The sequence below is a fragment of the Draconibacterium sp. genome (assembly GCF_041583095.1).
Taxonomy (GTDB): Bacteria; Bacteroidota; Bacteroidia; order Bacteroidales; family Prolixibacteraceae; genus Draconibacterium.
In genome coordinates, this window is the sequence record NZ_JBFHGM010000036.1 from 1 (window position 1) to 13,236 (window position 13,236).

A 13,236-nucleotide genomic window follows, 5' to 3' on the forward strand; every position below is an offset into this window, starting at 1 on the left:
AGCGACGGGGCACCACCTCTTCCCATTCCGAACAGAGAAGTTAAGCCCGTCAGCGCCGATGGTACTGCGTAAAGTGGGAGAGTAGGTCGCTGCCAATTTTATCCAAAGCCCGTGTTCAATAGAGCACGGGCTTTTTTATTGTTGTTAATTAAGCTAAAAAGTATTTAACTTATAATGACGCCTTAAATGCTTTTTTTAGATTTGTGCTAAAATTTTCTGTATGCTAAAAGCACGGTATTTTTTATTCACGGTTGTTATTTTTATGATACTGCCCATTTTTGTAATGGCGCAGCCACGGGGTATCGACATGGAGGGGGAACAGGAAGAACAGACATCTGTAAAAGAAGTTCCGTCAAAAATAAAACTGTGGTATCTTAAAGGTGATGGTGCGTTTAAAGATTCAACAATATTAGATACACTACACGATTACAATCACATCTATCATCCGGTATTTAAAAATACCATATCGGCAACCTATACGGGTAACTACGGTAATCCCGGTATGACCAACGACTTTTTCCAGCGTGGCAATCAAACCAATTATTTTTTCCTTCAATCGAGGCAGGATTACCTGTTAACTCCGGCGAAAATAAAATACATGAACACCACCACTCCGTATACCCGATTCGATTACAGCCAAAGCGAAAACAAATCGAGGAATAACGAAACGCGTTTTGATGTGGTGCACTCGCAAAATGTTACGCCTTTCTGGAACTGGACATTCCGTACCAACCAGGAGAAGTCGGACGGTCAATACAGCGCACAGGATGCCAAAAACAACTTTGTGGCACTAAATACCAGTTATAATCGCGACCAGTGGAATGTTCACGGAGGTTTTATCTCCAACTCAATAAAAAACAGCGAAAACGGTGGAATAGTAAGCGATACACTACTTTCTTCGGAACTTGATCCGGAATACTGGTCTACGAACCTGACTGAGGCAAGTAGTAAATTCAACAGTATTAACTATTACACCACCGCCGAATATCGACTGGGGAAATACGATTTCGATCCGGTAGACAGCGTTGATGTGTTCAGGCCAATACTTGGAATAATGTACAGTTTCGAGCACGACCGTTATTCACAGAAGTTTATAGATGAAGAAGACACTTCAAACGTTTTCTTTGAGAATACATACTTCGGCGATGGTTACACAACCGATGAAATTAAGTACCGGAGAATTAGTAATGTATTTCAACTGAAACAGTACGAAAATCCGAACAGAAAATACACCTTTGGAAAAAGAGCCTTTCTGGGGCACGAGCTGTACCGAGGAAATACTCCGGGTGTTCAGGTAAATGATACAACACACCGACGGTTTGATATTAAATACTCGAACCTGTATATTGGTGGAGGTATTTTCAGGGAGATGGGCAGCTTTTGGCTGTGGAATTTCGATGGAAAAGTGAACCTGGCCGGGCGAAATGCCGGAGAACTCGAGTTAAACGGAATGATTACCAAACCATTTCAGTTCTGGGGCGATTCAGCAGCTGCAATGATTTTTACCGGTTCGTTCGAGAACCGCGTGCCTGACTATTTCCAGGAAACATTCCGGTCGAATCATTTTCAGTGGGACAACGATTTTGGTGCCGAACAACGTATTACGCTGGGAGCAAAATTCAAAGTACCGCAACGCAAACTCGAATTGGCAGCCAACTATGCGGCCATAAATAATTTCCTGTATAATAACGAGGAAGCTATTCCTGATCAAACGTCAAACGAAATACTGGTAATGTCGGTTTATGCCGATAAGGATTTTAACTACCGGCGTTTTCATTTTCGCACGCGATTGCTTTGGCAAAAGGTTTCGGAAGAGCGCTATCTGCATTTACCCGAATGGTCGGCTTTTGTAAATACCTATTACCAGTTTACCATTTCGAAAGTAATGTTCACACAAATTGGTGCCGATGTGCGCTACAATACAAGTTATTATGCCGATGCGTATTCACCGTCAACCGGCTTGTTTTATTTGCAGAGCGAAAAAGAATACGGTAACTATCCATACATTGATGTGTATGCTACATTGCGCCTGAAACGTACGAAGGTATTCTTTAAATATATGAACATCGGTACACATTTTATTGATGGTGATTACATGACAACACCAAATTACCCAATGCCGCGCGGAACTTTCCGTTTAGGCGTATCTTGGGCGTGGTATGATTAGGCTTGGTAGTGCTTCAAGGTAAATAAACCCCTTTGTCGTCATCCCACAAGCCTTACGCTGACATCTCCCCTAAAATAGGGGAGAAAATAAAGCATAAAGATTGAAGTTTCAATCTTTATTGATTAGATCATAAAATTCCGAAAGAATCATAGCGGTAGCACCCCAAATTATTTCGCCATCGTATTTTACACAAGGCACTTTCATTAATCCGGTAAGTGTTTTTAATTCGATGCTGGAGTATGGCGGCTTAAAGGCATCAATTGGGAAAAGAATGGTTTTCTCCACTTCATCAGGACAAAGTATAAATTCAGGATTGGTATCCATCCAACCCACAAATGGTGTGATCTGGAAACGGCTCACCTCAACATAAAACGACGAAAGCGTTCCCAACAGCCTGATCTTATCTCGTGGAATTCCAATCTCTTCGTATGTTTCACGCAACGCAGTTTCGCTTGCACTTTCGTTGGGCTCAATCCGTCCGCCAGGCAAGGCAATTTGCCCGGCATGGTGTTTCATATACGCGGGGCGTTTAATCAGGCAGACCTTTAATCCGTCAACATCACGAAAAAGCAACACCAGCACACTGCTAGGCTTCACCTTACTCTGGTCTTCAGGAGCAGGATTTAGCACACGCCCGGGCGGCAGCATTTTATAATGCGACTGCGAACCGGGAAGGTCGGCTTTTAAAGCGGCTGCTATTTTATCAGGACTGGTGATCATAAGACGCAAAAATAAAAAATACCTGCACATTTGAGTAGGACAAACGCAGAAACAACGTTTGTTGTTGTGTTAATATGAATGCAACAAAACATTCACGATTCCCGTGAATCGCCAACAGGAATGAAAGTGAATCAGTATTCTACGAACTCTCCCTCACTCCCTCTCCTTCGCGAAGAGAGGGACGATTGTGTCGAAGGCAAATCAGGGTGAGTCAATAAATTTTGAAGCTTATTTTGCTATGAATTTTTATTTAACCTTAAAAAAAAGGGGACGCGCACATGGCAACGCCCCCCTAAACTTGCTAAATCTAAGAACATTTCATTTTTTCTTTCGCTGGTCATTAGTTATAAACTTGGAAGCTTCAAAGTTCATTCCCTGTTTGCGATAGCAGAAAGGGACAGATTAAAACTTGTTTTAATCAGGGTGAGTCTATTCTTCTTCCGTCTCGTCTTCACTATTCCGGCGTTTGCGAACCACTTCGTTGTTGGTTGAAATAATTTCGGCAACAATGCGGGCATACGGGCCGTAAGTGGCTTCGTTTATTTGCGCCATCGCGTTCAGGTAATTCACCAGCTTATTATTAATCAGATCAACCACTTGTCTTTTCAAAGCCGAAGCATTCTCCAGCGTACCTTCTTCGGCTTGTGCTTCCTCGAATCCCAGACGGTTGCTTTCGAAATTGTCTTGTGCTTCCTGAAGAGCTGCAAGGTAAATATCTCCTTGTGGAATAAACCTCACATTGGCCATGGCTTCGGGGGTTGAATAATCGGCCAGCATCGAGTTAAGCAGCGAACTTTCAACCGTAAAACTTTCCTTTTTAATTTCCATACCGTAGTTGTTGAAAATAGTCAGCAGGGCCAACGCAGCGTTACGAATCTGCGCATCGGGGTGATGCGAAAAACTCAGCAAGAGGTAATACCATCCGTCCATTTTTTCTTCGCGCACTTCGTCGAGTGTTTGTGCTTCGCTTTTTGCTTTCATGCGGCGTATGGCCGAGGTAAACAGCGCCGACAATGGTTTTAACTCTCCGAAAATCACCTCCATATTCGGATCGGTGTTCAGGGTTGTGGCATCGTAACCCTGGATAACTTGCGTAGTAGTTCCGTCGATTTCGGTAACTTTACGACCAATCATTAATGTGGGAATCATAAAATTTTATTTTGTTGTAAGTAGATTAACACATGCTCCTGGTTAATGAAGTTCATTTGGACAGGTGCCTGTGGTTTTATTGTTAAGTAAGTTACTGCATATTTTACAGAAAAACAACTTTCGTTCATTTCAAAGTAGTTTTCCGTGAAAACGGCTGGGAATTTTCTGGAGTGTATTTTCCGTGAAAATGACCGGGAAATCATTTTTCTGCCTTTTTTCCATGAAAATGAATTGAAAAAACATTTACTCACATCGTTTTCCGTGAAAAAAGCCTCACAACTCATTTCTTCAGCTCATTTTCGGTGAAAAAAGCCTTGCGAACCATTTTTTCATCGTTTTTTCGCCGCAAATGCCATCAGAAAATGATACGGCACCCCATTTTCGCTGCAAAAAGCTTCACGGAATAGTTTTTCACATCTTTTTCCGTGAAAATGTGTTCCCAACTTGTTTCTTCATGTTTTTTTCAAGGGAAATTACTCAACAGACCCTCGTTTGTAACCAGGGATAAGGTGTTTTTGCATTTGTAATGCAGATTGTAAGCGTTGTTAAAAACGACAAGAACGGAAACCCCTTCCCGATTACTTCGGGGCTGGCAGTTGCAAACGAGTGGCACAATCCGATTAATATTCAAAGTTTCTCGCCACCTCCGAAAAAATCAGGTACGAATCCAACCGCTTTTGCTGGTCGTAAATCTGCGATGAAACAATAATTTCATCGGCATTGGTGTTTGCTATAAGCTCTTTTAGCTCACGCTCAATTTTTTCTTTACCGCCAATGAGCGAGCAGGCCATCATCTGGTCGATACGCTCTTTAATTATTCCCCATTTTTCGTAACCCAGGTGGTGGGTTGGTGGTTGCATCAGCTCGCGACGGCCGGTAATTATGCCCATAAAACTGCGTCGCATGGTGCTGGCCAGGTACTCGGCTTCGTCGTTAGTTTCGGCAGCAACCACCTGGCTGCCCACAATTACATACGGTTTATCGAGTTGGGCCGATGGTTTAAAATTCGCGCGGTAAATTTTCAGCGCAGCCATAAGCATTTGCGGGGCAAAATGGCTGGCAAATGCATAAGGCAATCCCAGTTCGGCGGCCAGGTAGGCACTGTCGGTACTTGATCCTAAAATGTAAATGGGCACGTTGGCACCTTCCGATAAAACGGAACGAACTTCGGCCTTACTGTTTTCAGGGGAGAAGTATTGTTGAATCTTACGCACTTCGTTTGGGAAATCCTGCGCGGCACGCATGCGGTCGTAGCGCAGTTCGGCAGCCGTTACCGGATCGGTTCCGGGAGCACGGCCTAAGCCCAGATCGATACGGTTGGGGTAAAGCGCAGCCAGTGTACCAAACTGCTCGGAAACGATTAGCGGCGAATGGTTGGGCAGCATAATTCCACCTGAGCCAACGCGTATGTTTTTTGTTCCTGTGGCAATGTATCCAATTATTATCGATGTGGCGGCGCTGGCCACACTTATGATGTTGTGATGTTCGGCCACCCAGTAGCGGCTGTAACCCAGCTTTTCGGTTTGTTGTGCCAGTTCGAGGCTGTTGCGCAAAGCATCAGCGGGAGTCGAGCCTTCGGCAACCGGCGCTAAATCGAGCACCGAAAAGGCCAATTGTTTTCTGTTTGTCATGTTTGTTTTCTCCTTTGGCCTTTAATAACAAAGAAGGAGTGATATTGATTACGCGCAGAAGTAAAATTAGTCGAAGCGAATCACTTTATCAGGCGAAATTTTGGAGATAAACCAGCTTGGAATTATCAGGATGAGTGAAGTAATAACAATGGTTCCGAGGTTGAGTAGCAGCAAGTGGGTAAGCGAAAAGTTCATCGGAACATAATCAACGTAGTACGATTCGGGATTAAGCTGAATGATATGAAAAAACATTTGCAGCAACACGATAGCCACGCCAATAATGTTTCCCCACAGCAGCCCACGCCCGGTTAGAAATACCGAGAGGTACACAAACACTTTACGGATGCTCCAGTTGGGGCTTCCCATCGCTTTTAGCACGCCGATCATACTTGCACGTTCAAGTATCAGCACCAGCAGCCCCGATACCATGTTAAACGCCGCCACAATAACCATAAGTATCAGGATGATCCACACGTTCATATCCAGTATCGACAGCCAGTCGAAAATTTGCGGGTAAACACGCGTAATACTCTGGGTGCGCAGTATCTCTGCGTTTTCTTCGCGGTAGCTGATAATAATATTGCGGATTTCCTGCTCAATATTGTCGATATCGAAAAAGTTGGTAGCAATTACTTCAAAGCCGGTAATCTGGTCGGGGCGCCAGTCGTTAAGGCGCTGAATTTGTTTCAGGTCGCCCACAATAAACAGCTGGTCGAACTCTTCGAAACCGGTGCGGTAAATACCGCTAATCTGCATTTGCTGCATGCGCGGAACAATTTCGTCACCGGTAAGAAAATACACCACAATACGATCCATAAGTTTCAGGCGCAACAGTTTGGCCACCTGCGCCGACAGCAACACTTCGTTTACACGGGCAGTGTCGTTAATATTCGGTAACTGGCCCTCAATAAGGTGTTTACTAAAAAACTGCCAGTCGTAGTTTTCGTCTACACCTTTAAACACAATTCCCTGAATGTACTCGTCGGTTTTTATCATTCCCGGTTTGGTGGCATAAGGCTGCAGGCGTTTTACACCGGGTAGTGCTTTTACATCGGCTAAAAATGGCTGATCTTCGGAAACAGCGCTGGTTTCGTACGAGTTGTTCGAGTCGTAATTGATAATCTGAATGTGCGAACCAAAGCCGATCACTTTGTTGCGGATCTCTTTTTTAAAACCGGTAACCACCGCCACGGCAACAATCATTACCGTTAAACCCAGCGCAATACCGGCCAGCGCAATACGAATAATACGTTGCGACAATTGCTTTTTGTTTGCCTTGTCGAAAAAAAGCCTGCGCGATATAAAGAGTTCGGTGTTCAAAATCTTAGACGTTTAAAGGTGCCAAAATCAGTTTTTAGCAGCCAAATGTACAAATCTATTTTTTACTTTCTGCTCGAAGGTATTACTTTAAATTTTAAGTGAAGATGCAAAAAATGGTTCACATGCGAAATGGCTGAATCAAATTATGCTACTAAGCAAAAGAAATATACTTTTGGCTTATCAGGCGGATTCTACTCTTTGGTTTAGCCCAAAGAGTAGACAGAAAACCCAAGGCTGCGCCCGCTTCACTCGGAAAAACTACGCGATGCCGGCTAACATTCCTGAAACTTGTCATTCCTCCTCAAACATCAGTAATTTTTTAACGCTGTCACCTCTTGTTTTCCGGCTCACCGGGCGAGGCCAGGCTCCGATGTAGCTGACGAAACATCAGTGGACGGCCTCTTTTGGGCTTCGTCCGGAGTTGAAATAAAATCTTAGTGAGAGCGGGAAGCTCCGAGTAGGCGAGGAGATCACCCGTCCGAACTTAGGTTTTATGAAAACGGAGGATGATGATCAAAAGCAGCCTTGAGCTTTTTGCATCGTTTTTGGATCAAGCCAAAAATGATGGCCGCCGGCAGGCAAATTTCAAATTGTTTAATTTTTTGACCGTAGATAAAAGATTTAATTCTTCTTACAGCTGTTGCAATTAGTTTGCCGATTCAACCTGTAATTCAGGTTCGGTAACATCACTTCGGCGATTAATAAACGGAAGAATAAGTATAGATAGTATACCAATGAGAATGATCATTGCAGTCATTGACGTGTGCGCCACAAAAGCGAAGATAATTCCATTTTCGTTGGCTACGCCGTACAGCGACAGGGCTTCTTTGGCCATAAAATGCCATGCCCCGATTCCCCCCTGCACCGGGGCCACCATCCCAAAACTTGCAAGTACAAATGTGGTTAGTCCGGCAATCGGATTCAGGTTGCTGGTAAAATCGAACGCAAAGAAAACCGCGTAAAGCATTAGGTAATACATGCCCCAGATAAACGCCGAGTGAAAAAAGAACCAGCCTTTTTTCTCTATGTTTCGGATAGAAATGAAACCCTCTTTAAAGTTGCGGATCACTTCCAATATTTTTTTGAAAAAGGCAGTGTGTTTAAATGCGTTTCTGAAAACGAAGATCAAAACGGCCAGCACAACAACGCCAATGATAAGGTAAGGCGACGTGATGGCAGCATGCAGTTGCTCCGAAATTCCCGGATTGGCTTTCATAAAGTTAAGCATCTCTCCAAACTGCGAAAGAATAACAAGCGCCAGCAAAATAAGCAGCGATATCAGGTCAATCAGTCGCTCCGCAACCACAGTGCCCACCAGTTTGGTAAACGATATTTTTTCGTAACGGGCCAAAACACCGCAGCGCGATACTTCGCCCATACGTGGGAATGCCATGTTCATTAAATAGCCTACCATTACCGCCAGAAAAGTATTGATAAAGCGTGGTTTATGTCCAATAGGTTCGATCATTAAACCCCAGCGAAGAGTACGGCTGATGTGGCTTAGCAAGCCAAGAAACAGCGAGAGTGCCACCCACCAATAGTTTACATCATTCTTTAAAACGGTTTTAATCCGTTCAATATCCTGATCTTTGTAAATAAGCCAAAAGATGAAAGCTCCCAGCGCAAAGAAGCCGATAAACTGTAGAATCTTAACGATTGTTTTTTTCAAAATCAAGGTCTTTTTAATGCTTTCTTTTCCGCGCTATCTGTTATTTCCCTTAAATTTTACTACTTTCACGACGCGAAAAAACACCGTTAGGTATCGAGCATTTCTTTGATGGCAAAAATATAAATTTGTTTTATTAATCGAACGAAAAAGAGATATTAAGTAAAATTGACAATGGACGAGGCTGAGTGTAATGAGTTATGTAAGACCCAAAAAAAATCTAGGTCAGCATTTTTTAACCGACCAAAATATTGCGCGGAAAATTGTTGACAGCCTGGGTGCCGATGTACCGGATATACTGGAAATCGGCCCTGGAATGGGAGTACTCACTCAATACCTTTTACAACGTCCGGAACTTAATGTCCATGTTGTTGAGATTGATACCGAATCAGTAGAATACCTCAAACAAAATTTTCCGACACTGCAACATATTTGGGGAGAAGATTTTCTGAAAGCCGACATTGCCGAACGTTTTTCAGGTAAATTCAGTGTTATCGGTAATTTCCCTTACAATATTTCATCGCAAATCTTTTTTCGCGTGTTGGAATACCGCAACCGCATTCCCGAAACTGTTGGAATGATACAAAAAGAGGTTGCCGAACGTATTGCTGCGCCCCACGGATCGAAAGTTTATGGAATCCTGAGTGTTTTACTACAGGCTTTTTTCGATATCGAATACCTGTTTACCGTGTCGGAAGGTGTGTTTAATCCGCCGCCAAAAGTAAAATCGGCAGTGGTAAGGCTAAAACGCAACCAGTTAAAAGAACTACCGTGCAGTGAAGCACTGTTTGTTAAAGTGGTGAAGGCAGCTTTTAACCTTCGCCGAAAAATGCTACGTAACTCTTTAAAGGAAATTTGTTCAGCTTTACCCGAAGAGTATGCGATGAAACGTCCGGAACAACTTTCGGTCGGTGCGTTCATTGATCTAACTTGTAAAATCGAAGAAATCGAAAAACAGTAAATCATGAGTTTTGAAGCAACCAGAGAATACATTGAGCAGTTAAAAGAGCTGATTGAGGAGGGGAAGAAGAAGGAAGTTGCTGCCTTAATGCAGGATCTCCACCCGGCTGATATTGCCGAGGTTATGGATGATCTGAACACTGACGAAGCGAAATTCATTTATTTATTGCTTGATGGAGAAAAAGCTTCTGATGTTCTGATTGAGATTGATGAAGACGACCGCCGCCGCTTTTTGAAAGTTATTCCGCCTGAAATGATCGCTACACGCTTCATCGAATTCATGGATTCGGATGATGCTGCCGATATTGTTGCCGATCTGGATGAAGACGTACAGAAAGAAGTACTGAATGAAATTGAAGACATTGAGCAGGCGGGGGATATTATCAATCTGCTGGATTACGAAGAAGATTCGGCCGGTGGTATAATGGCAAAAGAGCTGGTTGCCGTAAACGAAAACTGGAATGTGGCAACCTGCCTGAAAGAAATAAGCCGACAGGCAGAAGATGTTGACGAGATCTTCTATATTTATGTAACCGACAACGACGATAAACTTAAAGGCGTACTTTCGCTGAAAAAGCTGATATTAAATCATACCAACACCAAAGTATCGAAAATTTACGATCCGGATATACAAAAGGTATACACCAATACACGCCAGGAAGAGGTAGCCGAGTTAATGGATAAATACGACCTTGTAGCTATGCCGGTGGTGGATGAAATCGGGCGTTTGCAAGGACGAATCACTTTCGATGATGTGATTGATTTTGTGCGTGACGAAGCCGAAAAAGATTACCAGATGGTTTCGGGTATTACCGGCGATGTAGAACCAGGCGATAAAGTCTTTCAGGTTTTGCGAGCACGTTTTCCGTGGTTGCTGATTGGATTATTGGGAGGTATTCTCGGAGCAGTGGTTTTAGGCTCACACGAGGAATCGTTGCAAAAAGTAACGGAACTCGCATTTTTTATTCCGCTTATTGCGGCAATGGCCGGTAATGTTGGGGTCCAATCGTCATCAATTGTAGTGCAAAGTATTGCCAGTGGTGTTAAAGATATTGAAACGCCGGCACGAAAAATTGTTAAAGAGGTTTCAGTGGCTGTTTTAACAGCAAGCATTTTTGCATTGCTTATTTTTTGCTACAACTTTTTTGTTTCCGGCAATATGAACCTTACCTATTCGGTGTCTATTTCACTGTTTATTGTTATTCTTTTTGCTTCCTTGTTTGGCACCGTAATTCCCTTGATTCTCCATCGTTTTAAGATCGACCCTGCTTTGGCAACCGGGCCCTTTATTACTACGATGAACGATATTTTGGGAATGATGATTTACCTGACAATCTCGGGTATATTCTTCAATTTGGTTTGATTTTTGATGTTGCCTCCAAAACAAACTATTTATCAACGTCTTCTTATGGATTATCTTTCAAAACCTCTATTACTTGGTGTATTGCTCATTTTTGTAATAAAGCTAAGTTCCGCACAAGAATCATATCCATCCAAAAATTTCGATGTGAATCTGAAAGCAGCTATGCTGGAGGAAGCTCCGTCCTTTTACGGAGTTGAACTTGGTCATGAATGGCGAATTCATGAGTTTTTGGGTATTGGAGTTAGCGGAGGTATTAAGCATGCCGACAGCTTTTCTGACCTTAAAATATTAGAGGATAATTTCCACGCAGATAATATTGATTATTACAAGCTTGAGGGGAGAAGTACTTTTGTAAATGGTAAAATAACAGGTTATTTACCCATTATCTACAACGAAGATGATGCTGTTGAAATACAACTTTACGCAACATTCTATAGTGGATTAGCTTCTTTGCGTTTAACGGGACAGGTTGATATTGTTTCGCCAGAAGAGACAATAATTAATGAGGCGGATCAGCAAGCACAACCGTTTTATGGTTTTGATTTTGGGGCTACGGCGGAATTTTCAGAGCAGTTTGCAATTCGCATTTTCGTTGGAGGAAACAGTATTAACTTCAAGGAAGTTACCGACAGGCTTAATTCACAAATTGTCAACAAACCTTTCCGGTTCGGCCGTGTTCAGAATGATCCATATTTTGGAATCGGGTTAATTTATACTTATTCTCAAAGAAAAAGGTAGTTTATTTTCGATAAAGTACATTATCACCAAGTCTGCGAAGCCTTCAAGTAGAAGAATGTTTTTCGAAGTAACTTTTGTGTCCGTTGTGATTTCTTGAATTTTTACAAAAACTTTCCAGGTAATGAAAGCGATTGATTTTTAAAACTCAACGCTTAAGTTTAAACCGAGTTTATAGCTATAACCGGATCGAGTTTGGCAGCAGCGCGTGCCGGCATAAATCCGGCAAGGAAGCCGATTACGGATGAAATCATCAGGCCGTTAATAATATTTCCGGTAGTTAAAATAATGGTGAAATCGGTCGACTGGTTTACAATAATTGTTCCTGCATAAATCAACAGCAAGCCGATAACTCCGCCAATTACTGAAAGTACAATTGCCTCGAAAATAAATTGTAACAGTATAAAATAACGTTTGGCTCCCAGCGATTTCTGTATGCCAATTATTTTGGTTCGTTCTTTTACCGAAACAAACATGATGTTCGCAATTCCAAAACCTCCAACCAATATCGAGAATCCGCCAATAATAGCGCCGGCCAGGTTAAACACCACAAAAAACTGATCGAACTGGTTGGCAACAATACTTACTTCATTTAATGCAAAATCGTTCTCTTCCATTGGTTTCAGCCGGCGAATGGTGCGCATAATACCTTCCAACTCGGCCATAAATTTGTCGGTATCAATATTATCTTTTGCTTTAATACAAATGGTTTGTCCACGGTCTCGGTCACGCACATCAATCATGTAATACGATTTTACAACACTAATGTGGATATAGCGGTCCATGTTGGTGCCAAAAGCATCTTGCCCCATTGGCGTGTAAACACCAATAATATTAAACTTCTGTCCCTGAATTTTTATGGTTCGGCCAACTGGATCCAGTCCATCGAAAAGCTGGTCGGCAATTTCGTGCCCGATAACTGCAGCCGGTGCCCCGTTTCGCATTTCCGAATCGGTAAAGTAGCGCCCTTGTGCAATTTCCAGGTTCCACACATCCATCAGTCCGCCTGAGGTTGCCATTATTACTGCATTGTCGAGTGTGGTGCTTCCGTACTGAACTTTACGGCCAAAACCAAATAAAAAAGCGGCATTGTCAATCGTTTGTGCACGCCTTATTACTTCTTCAGTTTCTTCTAAGGTAGGTACGGGGCGATTTTGGTATTTCCAGAACGGATATTCAGTTTCACCTTCAGGAGGAGTCCAGGGCATTTTTTGCACATAAACCATGTTGCTGCCCAGCGAGTTCAGGCTGTCGCGGATAAAACCTTCCAACGAATCGATAACCGTAAAAACGGAGATAATTGCAAAAATACCGATGGTAACACCCAGCAACGAAAGTATGGTTCGCAGTTTATTGGCTGTAAGCGAATTTGCAGCAAATGAAAAGGACTCGTATATCAATCGAAGCAGTAACATTTTCAGGTTTTAATTAAATGTAAAAGTAGTACTTGTTTTCTATTGTGCTACTTCAAAACAACAGGTTTTAAAAAAGTGATTTTGGATAATTTTATCCTCGTTCCAAATTC

The 13,236-nt window shown here is 42.6% G+C and carries 10 protein-coding genes and 1 rRNA gene; 5 read left to right on the forward strand and 6 right to left on the reverse strand.

What is annotated here, in order from left to right; genetic code table 11:
- Together rrf and ABZB17_RS05450 are read left to right on the forward strand one after the other, a co-directional pair.
- Positions 1 to 98: ribosomal RNA gene (gene rrf / locus ABZB17_RS05445) — 5S ribosomal RNA — on the forward strand; the annotation flags it as partial.
- A gap of 122 nt (positions 99 to 220) precedes the next feature.
- A complete protein-coding gene (locus ABZB17_RS05450; RefSeq protein WP_372648454.1) occupies positions 221 to 2,167 on the forward strand; it encodes a putative porin in 1,947 nt (648 codons plus the stop codon).
- Positions 2,168 to 2,275: 108 nt separating this feature from the next.
- Here the strand turns inward: ABZB17_RS05450 and ABZB17_RS05455 are convergent, their stop codons facing one another.
- The 5 genes from ABZB17_RS05455 to ABZB17_RS05475 form a co-directional block, all read right to left on the reverse strand.
- Positions 2,276 to 2,887, reverse strand: a complete 612-nt coding sequence (locus ABZB17_RS05455; protein ID WP_372648455.1) for a CoA pyrophosphatase — start codon at positions 2,885 to 2,887, stop codon at positions 2,276 to 2,278.
- Positions 2,888 to 3,316: 429 nt separating this feature from the next.
- On the reverse strand, positions 3,317 to 4,036 hold the full coding sequence (locus ABZB17_RS05460) for a DUF6261 family protein (protein WP_372648456.1): 720 nt from the start codon (positions 4,034 to 4,036) through the stop codon (positions 3,317 to 3,319).
- 620 nt (positions 4,037 to 4,656) lie between these two features.
- Positions 4,657 to 5,667: an LLM class flavin-dependent oxidoreductase gene (locus ABZB17_RS05465; protein ID WP_372648457.1), complete on the reverse strand. Its 1,011-nt coding sequence runs from the start codon at positions 5,665 to 5,667 to the stop codon at positions 4,657 to 4,659.
- 66 nt (positions 5,668 to 5,733) lie between these two features.
- Positions 5,734 to 6,987: an ABC transporter permease gene (locus tag ABZB17_RS05470; RefSeq protein ID WP_372648458.1), complete on the reverse strand. Its 1,254-nt coding sequence runs from the start codon at positions 6,985 to 6,987 to the stop codon at positions 5,734 to 5,736.
- Between the two features lie 646 nt (positions 6,988 to 7,633).
- Positions 7,634 to 8,656 carry a lysylphosphatidylglycerol synthase transmembrane domain-containing protein gene (locus tag ABZB17_RS05475; protein ID WP_372648459.1) on the reverse strand — a complete coding sequence of 341 codons (1,023 nt, stop codon included), beginning with the start codon at positions 8,654 to 8,656 and terminating at the stop codon, positions 7,634 to 7,636.
- A 190-nt stretch (positions 8,657 to 8,846) separates the two neighbouring features.
- Here ABZB17_RS05475 and rsmA point away from each other — a divergent pair, with 190 nt between their 5' ends.
- From rsmA to ABZB17_RS05490, 3 genes are read left to right on the forward strand one after another with little or no spacing between them, the layout of a single operon-like run.
- A complete protein-coding gene (rsmA, locus tag ABZB17_RS05480; RefSeq protein ID WP_372648460.1) occupies positions 8,847 to 9,614 on the forward strand; it encodes a 16S rRNA (adenine(1518)-N(6)/adenine(1519)-N(6))-dimethyltransferase RsmA in 768 nt (255 codons plus the stop codon).
- Positions 9,615 to 9,617: 3 nt separating this feature from the next.
- Positions 9,618 to 10,976 carry a magnesium transporter gene (mgtE, locus tag ABZB17_RS05485; protein WP_372648461.1) on the forward strand — a complete coding sequence of 453 codons (1,359 nt, stop codon included), beginning with the start codon at positions 9,618 to 9,620 and terminating at the stop codon, positions 10,974 to 10,976.
- A 45-nt stretch (positions 10,977 to 11,021) separates the two neighbouring features.
- Positions 11,022 to 11,714, forward strand: a complete 693-nt coding sequence (locus ABZB17_RS05490) for a hypothetical protein (protein ID WP_372648462.1) — start codon at positions 11,022 to 11,024, stop codon at positions 11,712 to 11,714.
- A 158-nt stretch (positions 11,715 to 11,872) separates the two neighbouring features.
- Here the strand turns inward: ABZB17_RS05490 and ABZB17_RS05495 are convergent, their stop codons facing one another.
- Positions 11,873 to 13,126: an ABC transporter permease gene (locus tag ABZB17_RS05495; RefSeq protein WP_372648463.1), complete on the reverse strand. Its 1,254-nt coding sequence runs from the start codon at positions 13,124 to 13,126 to the stop codon at positions 11,873 to 11,875.
- Positions 13,127 to 13,236: the final 110 nt, after the last annotated feature.

Excerpts from the sequence above, each read along its gene's own strand:
- rsmA (WP_372648460.1), top strand. The coding sequence starts at position 8,847 with ATGAGTTATGTAAGACCCAAAAAAAATCTAGGTCAGCATTTTTTAACC.
- ABZB17_RS05465 (WP_372648457.1), bottom strand. The coding sequence starts at position 5,667 with ATGACAAACAGAAAACAATTGGCCTTTTCGGTGCTCGATTTAGCGCCG.
- ABZB17_RS05455 (WP_372648455.1), bottom strand. The coding sequence starts at position 2,887 with ATGATCACCAGTCCTGATAAAATAGCAGCCGCTTTAAAAGCCGACCTT.
- ABZB17_RS05490 (WP_372648462.1), top strand. The coding sequence starts at position 11,022 with ATGGATTATCTTTCAAAACCTCTATTACTTGGTGTATTGCTCATTTTT.
- ABZB17_RS05450 (WP_372648454.1), top strand. The coding sequence starts at position 221 with ATGCTAAAAGCACGGTATTTTTTATTCACGGTTGTTATTTTTATGATA.
- ABZB17_RS05460 (WP_372648456.1), bottom strand. The coding sequence starts at position 4,036 with ATGATTCCCACATTAATGATTGGTCGTAAAGTTACCGAAATCGACGGA.
- ABZB17_RS05495 (WP_372648463.1), bottom strand. The coding sequence starts at position 13,126 with ATGTTACTGCTTCGATTGATATACGAGTCCTTTTCATTTGCTGCAAAT.
- mgtE (WP_372648461.1), top strand. The coding sequence starts at position 9,618 with ATGAGTTTTGAAGCAACCAGAGAATACATTGAGCAGTTAAAAGAGCTG.